Raw genomic sequence first — 21,948 nt, forward strand, 5'->3', positions numbered from 1 at the left:
TTTCTACCTCCCTTCAATTATTTTTAGAATCGTATCCACACTCTCTTCTATTGTTTGATTTGTCGTATCTACTTCTATAGCATTTTCAGCTTTAATTAAGGGAGCTATTTCTCGCGTGCTATCAATCGTATCTCTTTTTTCTAATTCTTCCTTTACTTGCTCTAATGTTATAGTTGTTTCACCTTTTTCTAACAGATCTTTATATCTCCGTTTAGCTCGTTCCTCAATGGAAGCGACTATGAAAAATTTGTAATCTGCATTTGGTAATACTACAGTTCCTATATCTCTTCCATCCATCACAATACTTTTATCTTTGGCAATATTTCTTTGTATTCTAACCATGCCATCTCTTATTTCTTTGATTTTAGCTATATATGAAACATTTTGATTAATTATATTATCTCTTATCTGCTTGTCTACAATTTTCCCATCTAAGTAAATATGATTTTCTCTAAAATCTATCAAAGTATCCTCCAATTCTTTTAAGATGGTTTTTTCATCATTAAAATCAATGTTTTTACACAATAATTTATAAGTAAAAGCCCTATACATTGCTCCTGTATCTATATAATCTATTTCTAATCTATTTGCTACAATTTTTGCAATTGTACTTTTCCCTGCTCCAGCGGGTCCGTCTATAGCTATAGAAATGCTTCCATTCATATCAAAATCCTCCTTATGCAAAACTACAACCACCTAATGGTGGTTTTGATGCTTTGTATTAATTTAAATCAGGCCTTAAAATACTAGCATCACGCAAGTAAACATGACTTATTTGACTTTGTTCCATATTAGAATTACATAATAACATTACTCTAATACATTTTTTCAAATTTCCCACAACTTCCAATTCATTAAAACACATTAATGCAGCTTTTGTATATCCCATTAATCTAGCACCCTTTGCAGGATATTCTGAATTTAAATCTTTTGTAGTAGAAAATAAAATACTTATAACGCTATTTTTGTCTATATTATTTCTTTTTTCAATCTCTTTTATTAATTCAATAGTGCTATTGATTATGTCTTCACTGTTATTTTCATTTACAGTAATTGCACCTCTTATAGCAACTGTATTCATATTACCACTATCCTTTATAATTATATATTAAAAAACAAAATCACTCAAGCTATTTTAACCTTACTTTGCCTAAAATTTCTATACTTTGAGATGTTGAAATTATAGTATCTAACTTTGGATATTCAATATTGCTACTAACTCCAATCACTTTTACTTTTACATTATTCGTATATTTTGTTCCATCAATTTCAATTAAATCATTATCATATACTTGTATTTGTAATTCATCACTTCCTGAAAAATCATCTATTGATTCACCATTTACTAATATTTCAGTTTGCTTATACTGTTTATCAACTAAACTAACAACAACAATACCTTTATCAAACTGTTTTTCATTCAATGGCAAAAATCTGAGTTCACTATTGTATCCTACAGTACTCATAACATTTTCATCTTTAATATTTATGAATTGTATGCACACTAATGTTATTAAGCTTATAATTGACAATGTCAAAATTATAGATTCAATTTTATTGAACAAATTGTTCATAGCTACCTCCAAATAATATCATTTATTTATTATTTTATGTAATAATTATTAAAATAATGTATAATGACATCACTTTGAAGCTAACAATTGCTCCCGGCTAAATAACCTGTTGAATATGCAATTTGGAGATTAAATCCTCCAGTTAATGCATCTACGTCTATTACTTCACCTGCAAAATATAGTCCATCTACAATTTTGGATTCCATAGTAGATGGATTAATTTCAAATGTTGAAACACCTCCAGAAGTAACAATGGCTTCTTCTATGGGTCTAAACTTTTTAAATTTCAATTCAATATTCTTAAAAACTTTCACAAGTCTTAATCTTTCTTCTTTCGTAATTTGGTTTATTACTTTATCTTCATCTATATTAGAAAGTTTCAATATAACAGGTATCAAATTAGCAGGCAGCAAGTCTTTTAAACCATTTTTAATTGTCTTGTTATTGTATTTATCAAAGTCTCTAAGTATTCTATTGTCTAGTTTCTCCTCGGATAATGCCGGCTTTAAATCTATAGAAAATTTTATATTTTGTTTTTGATATTTATTGATTATATTGCTCATGCTTAAAACTATGGGACCAGAAATCCCAAAATGAGTAAATAACATTTCACCAAATTCCTCATGAATTTTTTTATTATTCACATACGCAGAAAAAATTACATTTTTTAAAGTCATTCCTTGTAGCTGTTTAGTCCAAGTTTCTTCCACTTCAATAGGTACTAGCGCTGGTTTTGGAGCAACTATTGTATGCCCTAATTTTTGGGCAAAATTATAGCCATCTCCCGTAGAACCAGTTGTAGGATAGGACTTTCCACCTGTAGCTATAATTACTTTCTCAAATTTCTCCTTTGAACCATCTCTAAATATAAGTGTGAAAACATCGCTTTCATGTACAATATCTGTTACTTCTTTATTTAGAACAATTTCTACATTATTTGACATTAAAAACTTTCCCATAGTAGAAATGACATCGCTAGATTTATCTGTCATCGGAAAAACTCTATTGCCTCTTTCAATTTTAGTTTTTAATCCATAACTATTTAAAAGGTTTAAAATATCTTCATTTGTAAAACTATAAAATGCACTATACAAAAATTCATTATTAGTCATTACATTGTCAAAAAAATCTTCTATAGGAGCACTATTAGTTATATTGCAGCGTCCTTTGCCCGTTATATAAAGTTTCTTGCCTATTTTGTTGTTTTTATCAAAAAGTTTTACTTTCTTTCCACGAGAGCCAGCAAATCCTGCCGCTATTATTCCAGCAGGTCCCCCTCCAATTACTGCTATATTATTACTCATATTTGTCCTCCTCTAAGTGACAAGTATCATTCAACAATTTTATCACATTATTGCGATCACGAAACTCTATTATGCTCAAACTTGTATTGTTAAGTGTCATTCTATTGTAATATTTAAGATCTATACCTACATATCCTAAAATAATAGTTTTTATTGTTGCACCATGAGAAACAACTAAAATATTTTTATTTGGATTAGATTTTAATATACTATCAATTTTATTCATTGCCCTCTTCTGAACTTCATACAAAGTTTCAGCACCATCCATTTTAAAATTATGAGGTTGATTTAGCCATATAAAATGTTCTTCAGAATTTTTTTCTGTCAATTCTTCTGTACTAAGTCCTTCCCAAGAACCGAATTTTATTTCTCTAAAAGCCTCGGATGGTGTTACTTGAAGATTTAGTTTTTCTCCAATTATATTAGCCGTTTCATTTGCTCTTTTTAAATCACTTGAATATATTATGTCTATTTCTTCAGAAACTAATCTATTTGCAATTTTTTCAGCCTGTTTTTCCCCTTTAAAAGTTAAGAATGTATCTTTTTGCCCTTGAATTCTTTTCAAATTATTCCATTCCGACTCTCCATGTCTTACTAAATATAATTTTTGCATATTTTGTCTCCTTTCCTTTTTCACATATTATATAGATATTATAATACATTTAAAAGTTTTTTGTTATTTAGTTTATATCAATTATGATAAGATTTGTTATGATATTTATTGCTCATATGAAGGTTCTAATTTTTCTTAATATGATACTTTTAAATGAGTTTCAAAAAAGGCTTCCGATGGAAGCCTTTTTTATATTAATTATTCTTATCTTTGCTATTTAGATTGTATACACTATATTCTTTCCATATGCTTTCTAAGTCCTCAAAGTAATTAGTTATATCTTCACGTTTTTCCATACCTATAGCAATTATAAGTGCATTTATCAAACTCATTGGTGCCACTAATGAATCAACAAAAGAAACCATATTGCTATTGGCAATCAAAGTTATATCAGATATCTGTGCTGCAGGCGAAAGTATACTGTCAGTTATGCCTATTACTTTACAGTCTTTGCCTTTTACATAATTTAATGCATCTAAAGTTCTACTGGAGTATCTAGGATAGCTGATTCCAATGACTACATCATTGGATGTAACTTTAAGCATTTGTTCAAATACATCACTAGGTCCTGCTGTTACAACTTTTACATTATTTAAAATAAAATTTAAATAAAATCCTAAATAGCCTGCTAAAAATGATGAACTTCTAAGTCCCAATACATATACACGTTCTCCGTTTAGAATAGTTTCAACTGCCTTTTCAAAATTGTCATAATCTAGTTCATCAAAAGTTTTACTGATATTTGCTATATCCTTTTTAAAAACTCTTTTTGAAAGATTTTCTTTGTTCGTATAATCATTTGTTAAAGATATTCTTTGTACCGTTGTCAATTTATTTTTGACCAATTCATGTAAATCATTTTGTAAATCTCTATATCCATCATATCCTAATGTATTTGCAAATCTAACTACTGTCGATTCACTTACTCCAACTACTTCCCCAAGCTTTGCTGCTGTCATAAAAGCAGCTTTATCATAATTAGCCATTATATATTCTGCTATTAATTTCTGACTTTTACTTAACTTAGAGAAATTCAATTGAATCAACTTGATTAAATCAGCATTTTCCTTCATAACACTCTTCCTTATGATTTTTAATTAAATTAAAACCTTCTTCTAATGCTTTTTTATTTAATTCTTCAGTACCACGAGGTACTCTATTGAGAACAGCTTTCTCTAAAGAATCTTTATTTACTATATTAGTAAGTTCATAAATACTACCTAAAGCCACAATATTCGCAACCATTGGCTTTTTTAAATTTTCTTTAGCTGTCTTTAATATTGGAACACTATAAGTTTTTACATCTTCTCTATCAGATTTATTTTCTACAGAACTATCTAATATTAAGGTTCCACCTTCTCTTAAAAAATCTATATATTTATCATATGCTACTTGTGTAAGTGCTAATAATACATCACAATGTCTTACTTTTGGATAATTAATTTCATTCCCACTAATAATTACTTCAGCCTTGCTCGCTCCGCCTCTTGCTTCCGGTCCATATGATTGAGATTGTACTACATTTTTTCCATCTAAAAGTGCTGCTTCAGCTAAAATTATACCAGCTAAAATAAGTCCTTGTCCACCAGATCCGCTTAATCTAAATTCTTGTTGACCCATAATATCTCTCCTTTAAAAATAATCAATTAGTCTTTGATATTCTTGTGTATATTCAGGCCTAGTATCCTTGTACAACTCACCAACTAATATTTTGCCATCAAGCTCTTCTTTATTCATCTTTTCAGCTGCTGCTATATTGACGGAACTGTCCTTTAAATATGCCATCATATCAACAGCCTCACCCTTTTTATTCTTTCTGCCATAATAAGTTGGACATATTGTCAATGTTTCAATAAATGAAAAACCCTTATTCTTTACTCCTTCTTCTATGAGCTTAATTATTAAATTTGGATTATATACTGTTCCTCTACCTACATAAGTTGAACCTGCAGCCTTAGCTAAATTGCAAAGATCAAAATTGCTATCAATATTTCCATATGGAGCAGTAGTTCCTTTATCTCCAGTAGGTGTAGTTGGCGAATATTGACCTCCTGTCATTCCATATATGTTGTTGTTATAAACTACTGTAGTTATATCTATATTTCTTCTAGCAGCATGGATTAAATGATTTCCACCTATAGCAGAACAATCTCCATCACCAGTAATAACTATGACATTTAATTCTGGTTTTGCCATCTTTATACCCGTAGCAAAAGCAAGAGCCCTACCATGGGTAGTGTGTATTGTATTGAAATCCAAATACCCCGATGCCCTTGAAGAACATCCAATGCCAGAGACAATACAAACTTTATTTTTATCTAGACCTAAATTGTCTATAGCTTTTACTATTGAACGTGTTACAATTCCATTTCCGCACCCTGGACACCAGATATGAGGCAAACAATTTGTTCTAAAATATTTTTCTACCAATTCACTAGCCAATTTTTAAACCTCCTTAATTTTAGATAAAATTTCTTCAGGAGTTATTAGCTCTCCATTAACTCTACCATATTTACAAACTTCAGTATACTTTCCTGCTATTCTATCTACTTCTAAATAATATTGTCCTAAATTCATTTCAACTACAATTACTTTTTTAACCCTCTTAGCTAATTCTTCAATTTGTTTTTGAGGAAATGGCCATATTGTTATAGGTCTAAACATACCCACTTTTATATTTTCATTCCTTGCAGCATTAACTGCACTCTTTGCAGATCTTGCTGTTCCTCCATAAGCTACTATAGCTATTTCTGCATCATCTAATTTATATTCTTCATATGTAACTATATCATCAACATTATTTACTATCTTATCATTTAATCTATTTATCAAATTTTCGGCAATTTCAGGATTAGTTTTAGGAAATCCAGTTTCATCGTGTACTAATCCAGTTACATGGAAACGATATCCATCACCAAAAGCCGCCATCGATGGCACTAATTCCCCTTCTTTAACTTCGTAAGGATTATATTTTTCTAGACTATCTTCTGCTTTTTTTCTATTTATTATTTCAATTTCATCATCATTTGGCAATTCTACCTTTTCTCTCATGTGAGCAATTACTTCGTCCATCATTAATATTACTGGAGTTCTATATTTTTCTGCTAAATTAAAAGCTCTTATTGTAATATCAAAAGTTTCTCTCACAGATGAGGGACATAAAACTATGATTGGGTGATCTCCATGAGTACCCCATCTAGTTTGCATAACATCTCCCTGAGCTGGTGATGTTGGAAGTCCAGTACTTGGTCCTCCCCTTTGAACATCTACTATAACACATGGAATTTCTGTTATAGAAGCATATCCAATATTCTCTTGTTTTAAAGAAAATCCAGGGCCACTAGTTGCTGTCATGGATTTTAAGCCAGCCAAAGAAGCACCTATTATTGCACCCATACTTGCAATTTCATCTTCCATTTGTACAAATTTACCTCCAACTTTAGGAAGTTCAGTTGCTGAAATTTCTGCAATCTCTGTTGATGGCGTAATAGGATATCCAGCATAAAACCTCATTCCTGCAGTTAAGGCACCTTCTACACATGCTTCATTACCTTGCATAAGTTTTATAACTCTTTCAGTCATTATTATTTACCTCCTAGATAAATAGCATAATCAGGACATCTCATTTCGCATTGACCACATTTAATACATGAATCTAAATCTTTAATATTTACTTTTCCATCTTTCAGTTCCAAGACATTTTTTGGGCAAAATGCTACACAAATTCCACAACCTTTACACCAACTTTTATTAATATGTAGCACTTTAGAAGTCTGTTCAGACACTGTTTTTTCCCCCTTATTTAATTTTTCTAATTAAATAATATCAAATTAATTTTAATATTGCAAGATTTATTTCATTTTCTTATCATTTTATTGAAATTTGCAAGTTTTATTTCATATTCCTTGCTTTATATATTTCCCCAAAACAAAAGCCCTCTGGGGGCTTTTGTTTAAACTGGATAAGTTTTATATTCTTGATTTAGCAAATTTGTATCAATTTTATATTTTTCTGCTTGTCTATACTTAAAATAGTCTATTGCTACTTGTGGAAATAGTGCATATGATAAAACATCTTCTTCTTGTTCCATATATTCCTTTATATCTTCTCTTAAATCGTCTAATTCAGGCTCTAATAAATCTGCCGGACGACCAGTAAATACTTCTTCATCTCCAATAATTTTCTTCTTTATTTCTTCATTTATAGGAACTGTTGGTTTCCCATACAATCCTTTTACATAATTTTTGACTTCTGTAGGAATCATCTTATATCTTTCGCCTAAGACCACATTAAATACAGCCTGAGTACCTACCATTTGACTCATTGGAGTAACTAATGGCGGATATCCTAAATCCTCTCTAACTTTTGGAACTTCTTCTAAAACTTCATCAAATTTATCTAATGCACCTTGGCTTTGCAATTGAGAAACTAGATTTGATAACATTCCTCCTGGTACTTGATATTTTAATGTTTTAGCATTAACCTCTAACACCTTTGGATTTAATAAACCTTCTTTAACATATTTATCTCTTAATCCTTTAAAGTATTCAGAAATTTCTAATAGCAAATTCATATCTAAACCTGGATCGTAAGGAGAACCCTTTAGCGAAGCCACCATTGACTCTGTTGCTGGCTGGCTAGTTCCCATTCCTAAAGGAGAAATTGCAGTGTCTATAATATCTGCTCCAGCCTCTATAGCTTTCATATAAGTTTGATTAGCTATTCCACTGGTAAAGTGAGAATGAATTTGAATGGGCACTTTTACCTCACCCTTTACTTTCCTTACTAATTCTTCTGCAGTATAAGGCAATAATATCCCTGACATGTCCTTTATGCATATAGAATCAGCTCCCATATTTTCTAGTTCCTTAGCTAATTTTACGTAATAATCTATATTATGAACTGGACTCACTGTATATGAGATTGTAGCTTGTGCATGACCTCCTGCATTTTTTGTAGCTTTAATTGCAGTTTTTAAATTTCTTGGATCATTTAAAGCGTCAAATATTCTAATTATATCGATACCATTTTCAACAGATTTCTTAACAAATTCTTCTACTACATCATCGGCGTAATGTTTATACCCTAGTAAGTTTTGACCTCTTAGAAGCATTTGAAGTTTAGTATTTTTAAATGCCCTTCTAAGTACTCTTAGCCTTTCCCACGGATCCTCATTTAAGAATCTCAAACACGAGTCAAAAGTTGCCCCACCCCATACTTCCAATGAATGATACCCTACATTGTCTAATTTTTCAGCAATAGGCAACATATCTTCGGTCCTCATTCTTGTAGCAATTAATGATTGATGAGCATCTCTTAATACAGTTTCTGTTATTTTCACACCTGCCAATTTAATCCCTCCTAATATTATAATTTTTCTATGCCGTATAAAACTGGCGGATTATTTATTTGATTGATAAATTGAAACTTTAAAACATTGCATTCTTTTTGATTTACAATAGAAAAATATTTTTCTAATTCATTCTTTTCCTCTAATCCTCCCACATGTCCAGTATAACATATAATCAGTATAATTCCATTTTTAGATAAAATTTTTAGACAATTTTCAATACCTAAAATTGTAGTATCTGATCTAGTAACAATAGTATGATCTCCTCCTGGGAGATAGCCTAGATTAAAAATCCCCAATTTTATTTCTTCATCTACATACTCGAAAAGGTTTTCATGTCCATCATGAATAAGTTGAACTCTATCATACAGCCCTTCACTCATGAGCTTTTCTCGAGTTAAAGTTAAAGCTTTCTTTTGTATGTCAAATCCATAAACCTTGCCTTTAAGACCTACAAGTCTTGCTAAGTATAATGTATCATTCCCATTTCCTACAGTACAATCAATCACAGTATCACCAGGAAAAACAGTGTTATCCATTATACCTTTAGCTATTTCTAATGCATTTATAAAATACTTATAACTCATTTCTTCCACTCCAAAGTTTCATATTCCTTCGATATTGGTACAAAATTAAGCACCAATATTTACTAGCCAACTATATTATAATAAAATAACTTTAATATTAAAAGGGTAAAAGAAGATTATAACAAAAACTTTAAACTTCAGAAAAATTTCTGAAGTTTAAAGTTTTTTCAAATATTCTATTTCACTATTTTTAAGATATTTCCACTCACCCTCTTTTAGATTTCCCAATTTAATATTAGCCATACTTATTCTTTTTAATTCAATTACAGGATGATTTATTTTATCGCACATTTTTCTAACTTGCCTATTTTTACCTTCGTGGATTTTTATTTCAACAATAGAACTATCTGAATATTTTTTTAGAACTTTTATCTCGGACTTTGATGTAATATAATCATCTATTTTTAAACCATTTCTGAATTTGTCAAGTTCTATGTGATTAGGTATTCCTTGAACTTTTGCAACATATATTTTTTCTACCTCAAAACTTGGATGAGTCAATTTATAAGTCAATTCTCCATCATTAGTTAAAAACAATAAACCAGAAGTATCATAATCAAGCCTTCCAATAGGATATATTCGCTCATCAATTCCCCTTATTAAATCAATCACTTTCTTTCGATTATATTCATCTTTCACTGTAGTAACATATCCAACTGGTTTATTAAGCATAATATATATTTTCTTTTCCTCTAATTTAATCTTTTTATTATCAACTACTACCACATCTCTGTTGGGATCAACTATTGTACCTAATTCATTGACTACTTTTCCATTTACTTTCACTCTTTCTTCCAATATCATTTTTTCTGATTTTCTCCTTGAAGCCACTCCACAAAGAGCCATGTATTTTTGTAACCTCATAAAACTCCTCCTATTTAAACTTTAGTTCACATAATGTTTTTATCGTATACCATGTAGAGTTCTGTACTTTTTACTCTTTCTCTTACTGTATCTTTATCAATTGTATACAATTTCAAATCTTTCATTCGTTCAAAATAATTGCTACCTGCAAATGTATATCTTCTTCTAATTCCCTCTTCTGTTTCAAGCATTTCATTTGCATATGAAATAATATCTCCAACTGCTAAATTCCTAGGTAAGTCTAGAAGTTTTTCTCCTTTAATCATTCTTACACTATTGTGACCTGCCAAACTTCCGGTAGTAATTGCCTCTGTATGCCCTACAAATAATCCTGCTTTCTCTCCTCCACAAAAAAGATTGTCAATTCCTTTAACTTTCATCGTATTTTCCCTTGGTGCCATAGATAAATACCTAACAGAATTCCCTACACCACCAGAATATGGGTCTTCATATCTAGCATTTTCTAATCCCTTTATTTTTCTCAATTCGTCCAATGGATAAAAAGATGTCATCATCTTTGCATGACCAGTATCCAATAGTATAATATTTTCTGCGTACTCCCTCAAAGCATATTGCTGGCAAACTTTCTTTGATAATTTATCCATATTTATATTTTCTTTAGGAACTGGCAAAACTACTACGCCCTTTTCATTTAATTCCGCTCTTACTTCTTCACTTAAAGAATCTTTATTTAACTTACAAGAACCACTAAAAGCACCATAAGTACCATCATCTTTCTGACCCATCAAATCTTTTATCCCTGCCTTTTGGCTAATGCTTATTCTTGGGCCAAAAGTCGGACATCTCAATATACACATTGAACATCCGTTGCCATACTTCAAGCAATTTCCCATAGGACCTGTTGAGCCAGTAGTTTCAATAAATACATCTCCATAAATCACATTTTCGTCATCAAGAACTATTCCTTTTATTTTATTCATATCCATTATAACATCTACCGCTCTTTTTTTCGTCATTATTTCCACATCTAAATCATTAAGCAATTTTTTCACTTCTGGCTCTATTTTAGTTACATCATAAAGGCTAGCATGTTCATGTCCAGGAAAATTTATATTTACATGTCTAGAAAATCTATCAGTTATTTCAAATAATTCATACGCTCCTAAATTTATATTTTCCTCTGCCGCCGTAAACCGACCATTGTTTCTCATTATACCTCCAACATTTCCTAAACCCAATAGCATATCAGTTCTCTCTATTAATATTACATTTGCACCGGCTTTTTTAGCAGCAATACTAGCAGCACATCCTGCCCAGCCTCCACCTATTATAACAACACTTTTCACTTTATCACCTCTAAACATAAAATATTTTAGGATTTACTTGCGCTTTGCACATTCTCACTTTATATCCTCTTTTAGCTCTATTGATACAAGCCCCACAAACACCTTCCCCACAACAGAGCCTATTGTTGTTTGTAATCACAAATTTAATATCGCTATTGAATTCTCTTATTAGCTCATAAATAAATTTATGAACTAAGTCTGAACCAGCACTAAATATTAATTCAATATTTCTCTCTTTAATTATCTTCTTAATAAATTCTCCATTTTCAAATATATCCCCTTGATACATTTCTATATCTTCTTTGTCAATAAAGTCAAAAATACATGTTTCATTTAACTTTCCTTTATCCAAAAATAGTGCTACATTGTTGTTATTTTTTTTCATGGCTTTAATTGGCAAGACTATAGATGAATATCCAATACCCTTTGATATTACCAGACAATTAGTATTGATTAATCTATTAAAATTTACAGACCCTATTATTCCATTCCAATAAGGTCCTCTAATTAAAAATTTATCTAAATTGTTCAATGATTTTGTCTTACAACCTGTATTTTGATAAGCAATATAAATAAACTTATCATCTTCAACATCTAAAACAGACATGGGTACATCAAAATAATTTTGCTTATCTTTAGATCTAATAAACACATATGAGCCAGGTCTATTTAATTCTTTTGCCAATTCATCTTGAGTCTCAAGTTTTAAAAGAAAACAATTGTTTCCCATATCCCTACAGTATGCTTTTTGTGCGCTATAAGTTTTTCTGCCTTCTTTTATCTTTTTATTGTTCATATAGTATTCATTTAATATGCATACTCCATTCCATCCACAGTCACAAGTATCCTTCCCTTGCAATAGCGAGCAAGATATGCAATTAAAAGTACCCGCCAACTCACATGGACAATATTCACTTCCTGCATCTGCACATTTGAATATATCTGTCATAAACTTTCCCCCTCTTTTGCCGCTTAATACTAAAATATTATTTTTTAGAGAATATGTTACTAATTTAAGACAAAATAAAAGAGCCTAATTCTTTAGACCCTTCAAAATTCTCTTAAAATAGCTGATTTCTTTTACTTTACTTTTAGAAATTAAATTGCTAGTGTATAAGAGCTCACCATCTAAGTATATGGATATTTTTCCTATTTTATCGCCAATATTTATTGGTGCTGGTATTTCATCAGGTAATTTTATAGATAATTTTATCTTTTCTTTTTCACTTTCCTTTAATGACAAAACGCATACATCATCTACAACTACAGGCAAAAAATCCAATTCTCCATTTATTACTTTTACATTACTTACAAATTGACCAATATCATAAATAATATATGAAGAATAATTCTCAAATCCATAATCCAGCAACTTATAGCAATCATTAAACCAGTCCCCATCATTTAATACTACAGCAATAAGTTGCATACCTTCTCTTGTAGCACTAGAAACCAAGCATCTGCCAGATCTTTTTGTATATCCTATTTTGACACCATCTCCACCTTCATACTGCCAAAGAGTTTTGTTTTTATTATAAAAATAATTGTTTTTATCTCTATTCGCAATATAGGTTTTAGTACTAACTATTTCTTTAAATTCTTCATACTTTAATGCTTCTCTAGCAATTAATGCTAAATCATAAGCAGTAGTATAATGATTTTGTGCATCTAATCCATTTGGATTGGCAAAACTTGTATTCATAGCTCCAATATCTTTTGCTCTATCATTCATCATACTTATAAATTTTTTCAAATCTCCTCCTATATATTTTCCTATAGCTACAGAAGCATCATTCCCAGATCTCAACATTAATCCATACAAAAGATCTTTTAGGCTGATTTTTTCATTTTCATAAAGATAAATACTTGAGCCTTCTATTCCAACTGAATCCTTGCCAATTTCCACTATATCTTCCATATTACCTTTTTCTATAGCTATAAGAGCTGTCATTATTTTTGTTGTACTGGCCATAGGTAATTTCTTATAAGGATTAAATGAATAAAGAATTCTTCCTGATTTTGCATCCATAAGTATTGCACTTTCAGCATTTATCTTAGGATCAGTAGCAAAAGAAAGGGAGCTTATAAACACTAGAATTAATGCTATTGCAATGACTTTTTTAATCACTACTTTCCCTCCATTATAAGATAAATAATAGAAGCAGAAATTTTCTGCTTCTTAGCTATTTATATCACCCATATTAGTATTATTTGCATTTCCATTTTGATTGTCTTTATTAGCTAAATTAGTAGCCAAATTCCCCATTAAATCGAATAAATTACTCAATGCATTGCTACCTTCATCCACTGGCATGAGTTTCATTTGATTATTACCTACAATCATAAATGCTACAGGATTGACCGTCACACCAGCGCCAGTTCCCCCTCCAAAAGGCAACTTTTCTTCTTCTGTATTGTCTTCTTTTCTACCCTTTTTAACTGCAGAATTAAATTCAGTCCCTCCAGAAGCAAATCCAAAAGAAACCTTTGATACAGGTATAATAACTGATCCATCCGGAGATTGAACTGGATCACCGACTATAATATTTACATCTACCATATCCTTTAAACTACTCATTGTTGTTTCCATAAGTCCTTGAATAGGATGTGTTGGCATTTTTTTCACCACCTTTAATTTTCATAATAAGTAGATATAAACTTACAATAATAATATAAACAAAATTCCAGCTAATTATACAACTAAATTGACTTTCTATATTGTCAGAACCAAAATTCGGGAAAATATTTATATATATTTCTTTGACCTTTTTATTATTAGTTATAATTGCCAGTATCCAGTTCTTAACTGACCACAATATGCCAGTACTTATCCCAGTCAAAGCTGCATCTCCTAATCCAAAGCTAGTCAACCAATATATTTTTTCAATTTTAGCCTTTCTTAAAAAATAATCTATCCATTTTTTATTGTTTAAATAATACTCTTTGATTTTTTTCATCATATTAAATATTTTTTTATCTTCATCTTCTTTATTTTTTCCTATAGACTTTTTTCCATACCATAATTTTATCTTATCAATATCAATTTTGTATTTTATAAGTCCAAATAAAGTTACTAAGCTAATTTTAATATTGAATTTTTTATTCCATTTTATTGAAATGTGTATATGTACAGGCATAAATAAAATCATAATTAAAATAAAAAGCAGTATCCATTTCATAAGTTCACCTCATTCATTTAAGGCTATATTGTATTGTCCCCATAAAAAAAGAAAAATAATACAAATAAATGTACTATTTTTCTTCTCCTGTATCAATATCAAGTTTTTCTAAGGAAGGTAAATCATCTAAATTTTTTAGCCCAAAATATTTTAGAAATTCTGTAGTGGTCCCATATATTATTGGTCTACCAGTTCTTTCTAATCTTCCTTGTTCTTCTATAAGGCTTTTTTCTAAAAGAGTATCTATAGCCTTGTCACATCTGACACCTCTTATTATTTCTATTTCACTCTTTGTTATAGGCTGTCTATAAGCAATTATAGATAAAGTTTCTAATGCCGCATTTGACAAATTTTTATTCGACTTTGGATTGTATAATTTTTTTATCCATTCAAAATGTTCTGGTCGGGTTGACATTTGATAACTATCATCAATTTGAATTATTCTTATACCTCTTCTCTCAAAATTAAATTCATCCATCATTTCTTGCAATAATTTTTGTGTTTCTTTATTATCTAATTCAACTATGGTAGAAATATCTTTTAATGAAAGGGGATCACCCCATATAAAAAGCAAAGCTTCAATTACAGATTTCATCTCTTTTTCATCCATATTCTAACACCTCTTCTATTTACTTTTTAATCAAAATAATATCATCAAAATTCTTATATTGTCTAACTAATATATACTTTTGTTTTGCTAGCTCTAATATAGACAAAAAAGTTACTATTATATCTGAACGGGTTGTTGTATCATCAAACAGTTGGCTAAACTTAATTTTGTGCTTACTTTCAAGTAAGTTTTTCAATTTGTCAATAGACTCTTCAATAGTGATTTCATCTCTCTGAATCTCATCTATGTCAATTGTTTTATTTTTATTTTTCTTTTTTCTTTTCCTCAATACATTATTTAATACATCTGCCAATTGCTCTAAATCCATTTCTTCTAAATCTAATTCTTCTTCTATGTAATCACTCATATCTTCCCTAGGTTTATAAAAAACTTTATTTTGTATTTCTTCATGAATTTTAAGCTCTTCAGCAATTTTTTTGTATTTTTTATATTCAACCAATTTTTTGACCAAATCTACTCTTGGATCTATTTCTTCCATCTCTAATTGATTGGCACTATCATCAACCTTTGAAGGTAACAACATCTTTGATTTGATTTCTAACAAAGTTGAAGCCATAACTAAAAATTCACTTGCTACTCCCAAATCCAATTCATTCATTTGACTTAAATACTCCATATACTGATCAGTTATTTCGCTAATAGGAATATCATATATATCTACTTTTGCTCTTTCTATAAGATGTAACAATAAATCCAGTGGCCCTTCAAAAGCATTAAGTACTATTTTATATTCCATATTTATACTCCTAACTTACAATTTTTAAAAGCAATTTTAAACTCATATTTATTAATGGTCCTAAAATCTTATCAATGGTATTTGTAACTATCAAAATAACCAATACTAAATATAAATATTTTTCATATTTGTAAAACATATATTCATATTTAACTGGAAGTAAACTAGCCACAATTTTGGAACCATCTAGTGGGGGAAAAGGCAACAAATTAAAAACCCCCAACATAGTATTATACCACAAAGTAATCACTAGGCTTTCCATAACTATATCATTTTTTATAAATCCAATAGAAATAATTAAAGCAGATATTATAGCAATTAAAAAATTAGTTAAAGGCCCTGCCAAAGATACCAATATTGTATCTCTTTTTCTGTTCTTGAAATAATTGGGGTTAATGGGAACTGGTTTAGCCCAGCCAAATCTAAATACGAGCATACATATAAATCCCACAATATCTATATGTTTAAGTGGATTTAATGTGAGTCTGCCTGCCTCTTTTGCAGTAGGATCTCCTAATTTATAAGCAGTATAGCCATGAGCCACTTCATGAAAAATAATAGCAATAAAAAGTCCTGGAAGGGAAATTAATTTATCGTATAGCATGTCCAATCCTCTCTTTCAAAATTAAGCTAGATATATTGTATAATTTATTTTTGAAAAATACAAATACATCTAGCTTCCATATAAAATTATTTATTATTTTTTTAATAGATTGTCAAATACTTTTTTCAGCATATCCTTAAAATTGGCTTTATCTACAGAATTTTTTGCTATTATATTTATCTTATCTATTTCTTTTCCGTTGAACTTTATTATCAATTCACCTAATTTTTCATGATTATCAACAGGTGCCAGAATAGATTCGGATATTATAATTTCTTTTTCTAAATTTCCCTCAGAACCTTTTGGCAACAAAATACATGCATCTCTTTCCAAAATTGCTTCTACTTCTTCACTACTACCTTTTTCAACTAAAACTTTTCCCATTAAATCATTTTTTCTTCCAACAGTTATAGAATCATAGTTGGCAAAACCATAATCTAATAATTTTTTTGTTTCATTAAATCTTATTTTAGACGTCTCACATCCCAATATTACAGCTATCAACTGTAAATTACCTCTTTTAGCTGAAGCAGAAAGACAAAAACCAGCTTCAGAAGTTGAACCTGTTTTAATTCCATTGGCACCTTCATAATCTCTTATTAATCTATTGGTATTTACAAGACTTTGAACAACATCTTTATTCTTTCCAACTTTCATTTCACTCATCCACAAGTTCAACCAATCATGTATTTTGGGATGTTTTAGAAGTTCTTTGCTCATTATTCCAATATCATATGCTGTTGTATAATGTCCTTCATTTGGCAACCCTGTTACATTCATGAAATTTGTATTATTCATTCCCAGTTCTTTTGCATGTTCATTCATTTTTTTTACGAATAATTCTTCACTTCCTGACATATGTTCGGCAAGAGCAACACTAGCATCATTTGCAGATCTTAGACAAATTGCTTTAAGTAAATTTTCAATAGTTTGTATTTCTCCTTCTTCTAAATAAACTTGACTACCTCCCATTCCAGCTGCATTGCCACTTATAACCACCTCATCATTTAAATTTATAGTCCCTCTTTCTAAAGATTCCATCGCTATTAGTAAGACCATTATTTTAGTAATACTGGCTGGAGGAAGTTTGTCATGAGAATTTTTTTCATATATAATATTGCCAGAATTGTAGTCAATAAGTATGGCAGATTTACCATCTATCTCAAAAACAGGCTCTGCAGATGAAATATTTATTGATGACAATAAAATCAATATACCTAAAAAAGCAGAGAAATATCTCTTGTTTTTATGCAAGAAAATCAATTTATTACCTCCTCATCTTTAATATTTAATCTTATATTAACCATTAAATATTAACTTATTCAAAATCTATGAGGTTTAGGTAATAAAATGAATTTTTTTCACTACAAAAACGAAGCTTCTAAAGAAGCTTCGTTCCATCTTTGTTTACTTCACCATAAACTAGTTTTTTATTCTCATCATTTTTTTCTCCAATTTGTATTATACTCCTTATGTTTTTTTCTACTTCTTCAATCTTTTTCATATCATTTCCATGGACATATGCAAGTACATCGCCTTTCTCAACTCTATCATCAACTTTTTTATTTAAAACTATGCCAGCAGATAAATCTATTTGTGATTCTTTAGTCTCTCTACCAGCACCCAATATAAGTGCACATTTTCCAATACTCTCTGCATTCATAGACTTTATATATCCATACACATCGCTTTTAACTTCAACAACATAATTAGCTTTAGGTAAAAGTTGAGGATTCTCAATATAATTAGTATCCCCATATTGATATCTTACAAGTTCTAACAATTTAGCATAAGCCTTTCCTGAATTTACAACTTTCATTAGCATCTCTCTGGCTTCCACTTCATTTGAACACTTTTTCGCAAGAACTAACAATTTTGAACCTATTGCCAAACAAAGTTCATAAAAATCTTTAGGTCCATTTCCCTGAAGTGTATCTATTGCTTCTTTTACTTCTAATGAATTCCCAACTGCATATCCTAAAGGTTCGTCCATATTTGTAACAAGAGCAACTGTTTCTCTACCAAAACCCGTGCCTATATCAACCATTTCTTCCGCAAGTAAAAGTGCATGATCTAAATCTTTCATAAAAGCTCCACTTCCAACTTTTACATCAAGAACTATTGCATCTGAACCAATAGCCAACTTTTTGCTCATGATGCTACCGGCAATTAGAGAAATATTTTCTACTGTAGCAGTTACATCTCTAAGGGAATATAACTTTTTATCTGCCGGTGTAATATTGGCAGTTTGACTACAAATAGCTATATTTATATCATTGGCATTTTTTACAAATTCTTCTCTTGACAATTCAACTTTAAAGTCTTTAATTGATTCCAATTTATCCAATGTTCCACCAGTATGTCCTAATCCTCTTCCTGACATTTTCACAAAAGGCACACCACAAGCAGCGACCATAGGTCCCAATGCAATTGTAGTTTTATCTCCTACCCCGCCAGTGCTGTGCTTATCTACTTTAATACCTTTTATATTTGATAAGTCTACGGTTTCTCCAGAATTAATCATAGCTTTTGTCAAATCTAATGTTTCCCTTTTATTCATCTTATTGAAATAAATAGCCATTAAAAGTGACGCAACCTGATAATCAGGTATATTCCCATTTGTGTAATTTTCAACAAAAAAATTAATTTCTCTCATTGAAAGTTCTCCACCATCTCTTTTTTTCTTTATGACATCATACATCCTCATTGTCATATAACCACCCCTAGTGTATATTTTTCACTATTTCCTTAACTAATTTTTGAAATGTCTCTTTAACTCTTTCAGAAGTTTCCATAACTTCTTCATGATTTAATGGCTTGTCTAGTATACCAGCTGCCATATTAGTGATACAAGAAATACCTAAAACTTTCATTCCTCCATGCCTCGCTATAATTACCTCTGGTACTGTAGACATACCCACAGCTCCTGCACCAACAACTTCTGCCAAGTTTATCTCAGCTGGTGTCTCATAAGTTGGTCCAGTAAGCCACATATAAGTGCCCTCTCTTAAATTCACTCCAATATTATTTGCTGATTTCTTTGCAATATCTATCAATTCCTTATCATATGCATTTGTCATATCTAAAAATCTTGGCCCTAACTCATCATAATTTTTGCCAAGCAATGGATTTTTACCTGTGAAATTTATATGATCCCTGATAATCATTAAATCTCCAGGTTTAAAGTTCCTATTTACTCCTCCTGCTGCATTTGTTACTATAATAGTTTCTACTCCTATAGCTTTCATAACTCTTATTGGAAATGTGACTTCTTCTAATGGATAGCCTTCATAAAAATGAAATCTTCCCTGCATAGCAACAACCCTTTTGCCCTCTAATTTACCAATAACCAATCTACCTTTATGTCCAGCAACCGTCGAAACGGGAAAATTAGGTATATCTTTATAGTCAATAACTACGGCATCCTCCACTTGCTCAGCTAAATCACCTAATCCCGAACCGAGTATTATACCAATTTGAGGCTTTGAATTTAATTTTGATAAAACATATTTTGCACTTTCATCAATCTTTTCTATATAATTCATACTATCCCTCCTAAGCTCTTGGATGTGTTTTTTTATATACTTCTCGCAATTTTTTATCACTAGTTGCGAAAGAGTACATTTGAGTAGTAGAAATATCAGAATGACCTAACATTTCTTGTACTGATTTTAAATCAGCACCATTTTGTAAAAGATGAACTGCAAAAGAATGTCTAAGGGTATGAGGAGTTATTCTTTTATTTATATTAGTTTTGCTTGTATAGTATTTAATTATTTTCCAAAATCCTTGCCTTGTCAATCTTTTCCCATGATAATTTATAAATAATGCCAATTCTTCATCATCTTTTAAAGCCTTATATCTATATTCTTCATTATATAGCCTCAAACAACTCAAGGCCGTATTACCTATTGGTACTGCTCTTTCATTAGATGTGTCTTTATCTAAAACAATATAGCCAACTTCGAAATTTATATCATCTATATCTAATGCTATAAGTTCAGAAACTCTAATTCCAGTAGCATATAAAACCTCAAGCATAGCTTTATCACGAACTCCTTTGAAACTATTTGTCTCTGGTTGTGATAACAATAGATCAACTTCTTTTTGTGTTAAAATCTCCGGCATTTTTTTATCTTGTCTAGGCGAGTGTAAATTTAATGTTGGATCTTCTTTTATTATACCTTTGTTTAGCAAATATTGATAAAAAGATCTCAATGATGCCAATTTCCTAGATATAGTTGATGTTGCCATCCCATTTTTTTGTAAATACATTAAATAAGTTATGACAATAGTTTTATTTACATTCAATAAATCCAACGAACTATATTTTTTTATATATTCATTAAATTGTTCTATATCCCGCAAATATGAGTCTAAAGTATTGTTTGATAACTCTTTTTCATCTCTTAAATAGCAAAAAAAATTATTGATTATGTCATCCATAAAAATATCCCCTTTAAAAAAACTATTAGTACTTATCCTATTTAAGTTCAACATTAGTTTTTAAAATCCTTCATTTATTTTTAGAATTAATCTAGTTAATATAGTCGGTAATTAATCTCATAAAAATTGGTGTTACATATGCCTCAACCAAACTTCCAATAAATATCACTAAAGAAAACAAAAATATAAGAGTAGAATAATTGATAAAATTAGAAAATAAATTGTTATAATTACTTTTTATTTTGTTGCCTTTTACATTACTTAGTGAAAAGTTTATACCTATTGAAGATATAGATATAATGCCTGGTATTATAAATAAATTTTGAGGCATTATTGCAAGAACAGAAAATAGAAATCCCTTAGCTCCAAATTCATTCACTAAAAATCCAACAGTAAACCCTAAAGCAAATCCTCTCAATACTACAATTACTGGAATGATTGGAATCCCAATTATGATTGCTCCTGTGAGCCATATTATAAGTACTGTCCTAAAATTGTTTTTAATAGATTCCTTAAACAACATCAAATTATCTATTTCATTGCCATTCATCAATACAAAAAAAGAATTAAAAAAGCTCAAAATTTTATTTTTTTGATCAATGTTCAACATTTTTATAGTTATAGCACCAACAACTATGCCAATAATTAAAAATACCAACATAGTAAAATATGCTACAAAATTTCCTTCTAAATGTTTAGATATCCAAACCCTTAACTTGTGTTGCAAAACTATATCCTCCCTTCATTAAATAT

At 30.1% G+C, this 21,948-nt stretch carries 26 protein-coding genes; all 26 read right to left on the bottom strand.

All coding sequences use genetic code 11. The features are described 5' to 3' along the window. Nucleotides 1–3: 3 nt before the first annotated feature. Complete coding sequence (cmk, locus tag BUA21_RS08555; protein ID WP_072744406.1) at nt 4–663, bottom strand: (d)CMP kinase; 660 nt, start codon at nt 661–663, stop codon at nt 4–6. 58 nt (nt 664–721) lie between these two features. After that, entirely contained in the window at nt 722–1,081 is a 360-nt protein-coding gene (gene aroH / locus BUA21_RS08560) for a chorismate mutase (protein ID WP_072744407.1), read from the bottom strand. 49 nt (nt 1,082–1,130) lie between these two features. After that, complete coding sequence (locus tag BUA21_RS08565; RefSeq protein WP_072744408.1) at nt 1,131–1,574, bottom strand: hypothetical protein; 444 nt, start codon at nt 1,572–1,574, stop codon at nt 1,131–1,133. Nucleotides 1,575–1,654: 80 nt separating this feature from the next. After that, nucleotides 1,655–2,878: a BaiN/RdsA family NAD(P)/FAD-dependent oxidoreductase gene (locus tag BUA21_RS08570; RefSeq protein WP_072744409.1), complete on the bottom strand. Its 1,224-nt coding sequence runs from the start codon at nt 2,876–2,878 to the stop codon at nt 1,655–1,657. Beyond that, on the bottom strand, nt 2,871–3,491 hold the full coding sequence (locus BUA21_RS08575; RefSeq protein WP_072744410.1) for a histidine phosphatase family protein: 621 nt from the start codon (nt 3,489–3,491) through the stop codon (nt 2,871–2,873). The genes BUA21_RS08570 and BUA21_RS08575 overlap by 8 nt, the downstream gene beginning before the upstream one ends. Before the next feature lie 194 nt (nt 3,492–3,685). After that, entirely contained in the window at nt 3,686–4,564 is an 879-nt protein-coding gene (locus BUA21_RS08580) for a MurR/RpiR family transcriptional regulator (RefSeq protein WP_072744411.1), read from the bottom strand. Further along, the gene (locus BUA21_RS08585) at nt 4,548–5,111 is read right to left on the bottom strand and encodes a 2-oxoacid:acceptor oxidoreductase family protein (RefSeq protein WP_072744412.1); all 564 of its coding nucleotides are present in this window, start codon (nt 5,109–5,111) and stop codon (nt 4,548–4,550) included. Before BUA21_RS08585 ends, BUA21_RS08580 begins: the two co-directional genes overlap by 17 nt. A gap of 12 nt (nt 5,112–5,123) precedes the next feature. After that, nucleotides 5,124–5,933 carry a 2-oxoacid:ferredoxin oxidoreductase subunit beta gene (locus BUA21_RS08590; protein ID WP_072744413.1) on the bottom strand — a complete coding sequence of 270 codons (810 nt, stop codon included), beginning with the start codon at nt 5,931–5,933 and terminating at the stop codon, nt 5,124–5,126. Between the two features lie 3 nt (nt 5,934–5,936). Then, a complete protein-coding gene (locus tag BUA21_RS08595) occupies nt 5,937–7,073 on the bottom strand; it encodes a 2-oxoacid:acceptor oxidoreductase subunit alpha (protein WP_072744414.1) in 1,137 nt (378 codons plus the stop codon). A gap of 2 nt (nt 7,074–7,075) precedes the next feature. Continuing rightward, entirely contained in the window at nt 7,076–7,276 is a 201-nt protein-coding gene (locus BUA21_RS08600; protein WP_072744415.1) for an indolepyruvate ferredoxin oxidoreductase subunit alpha, read from the bottom strand. Between the two features lie 167 nt (nt 7,277–7,443). Further along, nucleotides 7,444–8,832 (bottom strand): oxaloacetate decarboxylase subunit alpha, encoded by a 1,389-nt coding sequence (locus BUA21_RS08605; protein WP_434223138.1) that lies wholly within the window; start codon nt 8,830–8,832, stop codon nt 7,444–7,446. Between the two features lie 26 nt (nt 8,833–8,858). Next, on the bottom strand, nt 8,859–9,428 hold the full coding sequence (locus tag BUA21_RS08610; RefSeq protein WP_072744417.1) for a tRNA (mnm(5)s(2)U34)-methyltransferase: 570 nt from the start codon (nt 9,426–9,428) through the stop codon (nt 8,859–8,861). Between the two features lie 156 nt (nt 9,429–9,584). Beyond that, on the bottom strand, nt 9,585–10,292 hold the full coding sequence (locus BUA21_RS08615) for a pseudouridine synthase (protein WP_072744418.1): 708 nt from the start codon (nt 10,290–10,292) through the stop codon (nt 9,585–9,587). A gap of 26 nt (nt 10,293–10,318) precedes the next feature. Further along, entirely contained in the window at nt 10,319–11,599 is a 1,281-nt protein-coding gene (locus BUA21_RS15100) for an FAD-dependent oxidoreductase (protein ID WP_132996142.1), read from the bottom strand. 10 nt (nt 11,600–11,609) lie between these two features. Further along, a complete protein-coding gene (locus BUA21_RS08625) occupies nt 11,610–12,548 on the bottom strand; it encodes a sulfide/dihydroorotate dehydrogenase-like FAD/NAD-binding protein (protein ID WP_072744420.1) in 939 nt (312 codons plus the stop codon). A gap of 84 nt (nt 12,549–12,632) precedes the next feature. Beyond that, nucleotides 12,633–13,727 carry a D-alanyl-D-alanine carboxypeptidase family protein gene (locus tag BUA21_RS08630; protein WP_072744421.1) on the bottom strand — a complete coding sequence of 365 codons (1,095 nt, stop codon included), beginning with the start codon at nt 13,725–13,727 and terminating at the stop codon, nt 12,633–12,635. A gap of 51 nt (nt 13,728–13,778) precedes the next feature. Continuing rightward, nucleotides 13,779–14,189: a GerW family sporulation protein gene (ytfJ, locus tag BUA21_RS08635; RefSeq protein WP_234973698.1), complete on the bottom strand. Its 411-nt coding sequence runs from the start codon at nt 14,187–14,189 to the stop codon at nt 13,779–13,781. Further along, the gene (locus BUA21_RS08640; protein WP_072744423.1) at nt 14,170–14,778 is read right to left on the bottom strand and encodes a DUF2953 domain-containing protein; all 609 of its coding nucleotides are present in this window, start codon (nt 14,776–14,778) and stop codon (nt 14,170–14,172) included. The genes ytfJ and BUA21_RS08640 overlap by 20 nt, the downstream gene beginning before the upstream one ends. A 73-nt stretch (nt 14,779–14,851) precedes the next feature. Further along, a complete protein-coding gene (gene scpB / locus BUA21_RS08645; RefSeq protein WP_072744424.1) occupies nt 14,852–15,388 on the bottom strand; it encodes an SMC-Scp complex subunit ScpB in 537 nt (178 codons plus the stop codon). Nucleotides 15,389–15,407: 19 nt separating this feature from the next. Next, on the bottom strand, nt 15,408–16,145 hold the full coding sequence (locus tag BUA21_RS08650) for a segregation and condensation protein A (RefSeq protein WP_072744425.1): 738 nt from the start codon (nt 16,143–16,145) through the stop codon (nt 15,408–15,410). Between the two features lie 10 nt (nt 16,146–16,155). Then, nucleotides 16,156–16,749, bottom strand: a complete 594-nt coding sequence (locus BUA21_RS08655; protein WP_072744426.1) for a site-2 protease family protein — start codon at nt 16,747–16,749, stop codon at nt 16,156–16,158. Nucleotides 16,750–16,842: 93 nt separating this feature from the next. After that, nucleotides 16,843–18,012, bottom strand: coding sequence for a D-alanyl-D-alanine carboxypeptidase family protein (locus tag BUA21_RS08660; RefSeq protein ID WP_233242609.1), 1,170 nt, complete (start codon nt 18,010–18,012; stop codon nt 16,843–16,845). Between the two features lie 118 nt (nt 18,013–18,130). Then, the gene (locus BUA21_RS08665; RefSeq protein ID WP_233242608.1) at nt 18,131–19,462 is read right to left on the bottom strand and encodes a pyrimidine-nucleoside phosphorylase; all 1,332 of its coding nucleotides are present in this window, start codon (nt 19,460–19,462) and stop codon (nt 18,131–18,133) included. Between the two features lie 10 nt (nt 19,463–19,472). Then, on the bottom strand, nt 19,473–20,294 hold the full coding sequence (locus BUA21_RS08670; protein WP_072744427.1) for a purine-nucleoside phosphorylase: 822 nt from the start codon (nt 20,292–20,294) through the stop codon (nt 19,473–19,475). 10 nt (nt 20,295–20,304) lie between these two features. Continuing rightward, complete coding sequence (gene xerD / locus BUA21_RS08675) at nt 20,305–21,195, bottom strand: site-specific tyrosine recombinase XerD (protein WP_072744428.1); 891 nt, start codon at nt 21,193–21,195, stop codon at nt 20,305–20,307. 91 nt (nt 21,196–21,286) lie between these two features. Further along, complete coding sequence (spoIIM, locus tag BUA21_RS08680) at nt 21,287–21,922, bottom strand: stage II sporulation protein M (protein ID WP_072744429.1); 636 nt, start codon at nt 21,920–21,922, stop codon at nt 21,287–21,289. Between the last annotated feature and the right edge of the window lie 26 nt (nt 21,923–21,948).

Origin of the sequence: Sporanaerobacter acetigenes DSM 13106 (genome assembly GCF_900130025.1) — a bacterium.
GTDB classification, from domain to species: Bacteria; Bacillota; Clostridia; order Tissierellales; family Sporanaerobacteraceae; genus Sporanaerobacter; species Sporanaerobacter acetigenes.

What these genes read in the sequence shown, in the direction of transcription:
- cmk (WP_072744406.1), bottom strand. Translation starts at nt 663, where the DNA reads ATGAATGGAAGCATTTCTATAGCTATAGACGGACCCGCTGGAGCAGGG.
- aroH (WP_072744407.1), bottom strand. Translation starts at nt 1,081, where the DNA reads ATGAATACAGTTGCTATAAGAGGTGCAATTACTGTAAATGAAAATAAC.
- BUA21_RS08565 (WP_072744408.1), bottom strand. Translation starts at nt 1,574, where the DNA reads ATGAACAATTTGTTCAATAAAATTGAATCTATAATTTTGACATTGTCA.
- BUA21_RS08570 (WP_072744409.1), bottom strand. Translation starts at nt 2,878, where the DNA reads ATGAGTAATAATATAGCAGTAATTGGAGGGGGACCTGCTGGAATAATA.
- BUA21_RS08575 (WP_072744410.1), bottom strand. Translation starts at nt 3,491, where the DNA reads ATGCAAAAATTATATTTAGTAAGACATGGAGAGTCGGAATGGAATAAT.
- BUA21_RS08580 (WP_072744411.1), bottom strand. Translation starts at nt 4,564, where the DNA reads ATGAAGGAAAATGCTGATTTAATCAAGTTGATTCAATTGAATTTCTCT.
- BUA21_RS08585 (WP_072744412.1), bottom strand. Translation starts at nt 5,111, where the DNA reads ATGGGTCAACAAGAATTTAGATTAAGCGGATCTGGTGGACAAGGACTT.
- BUA21_RS08595 (WP_072744414.1), bottom strand. Translation starts at nt 7,073, where the DNA reads ATGACTGAAAGAGTTATAAAACTTATGCAAGGTAATGAAGCATGTGTA.
- BUA21_RS08610 (WP_072744417.1), bottom strand. Translation starts at nt 9,428, where the DNA reads ATGAGTTATAAGTATTTTATAAATGCATTAGAAATAGCTAAAGGTATA.
- BUA21_RS08615 (WP_072744418.1), bottom strand. Translation starts at nt 10,292, where the DNA reads ATGAGGTTACAAAAATACATGGCTCTTTGTGGAGTGGCTTCAAGGAGA.
- BUA21_RS08625 (WP_072744420.1), bottom strand. Translation starts at nt 12,548, where the DNA reads ATGACAGATATATTCAAATGTGCAGATGCAGGAAGTGAATATTGTCCA.
- ytfJ (WP_234973698.1), bottom strand. Translation starts at nt 14,189, where the DNA reads ATGGAAACAACAATGAGTAGTTTAAAGGATATGGTAGATGTAAATATT.
- BUA21_RS08640 (WP_072744423.1), bottom strand. Translation starts at nt 14,778, where the DNA reads ATGAAATGGATACTGCTTTTTATTTTAATTATGATTTTATTTATGCCT.
- scpB (WP_072744424.1), bottom strand. Translation starts at nt 15,388, where the DNA reads ATGGATGAAAAAGAGATGAAATCTGTAATTGAAGCTTTGCTTTTTATA.
- BUA21_RS08650 (WP_072744425.1), bottom strand. Translation starts at nt 16,145, where the DNA reads ATGGAATATAAAATAGTACTTAATGCTTTTGAAGGGCCACTGGATTTA.
- BUA21_RS08655 (WP_072744426.1), bottom strand. Translation starts at nt 16,749, where the DNA reads ATGCTATACGATAAATTAATTTCCCTTCCAGGACTTTTTATTGCTATT.
- BUA21_RS08665 (WP_233242608.1), bottom strand. Translation starts at nt 19,462, where the DNA reads ATGACAATGAGGATGTATGATGTCATAAAGAAAAAAAGAGATGGTGGA.
- BUA21_RS08670 (WP_072744427.1), bottom strand. Translation starts at nt 20,294, where the DNA reads ATGAATTATATAGAAAAGATTGATGAAAGTGCAAAATATGTTTTATCA.
- xerD (WP_072744428.1), bottom strand. Translation starts at nt 21,195, where the DNA reads ATGGATGACATAATCAATAATTTTTTTTGCTATTTAAGAGATGAAAAA.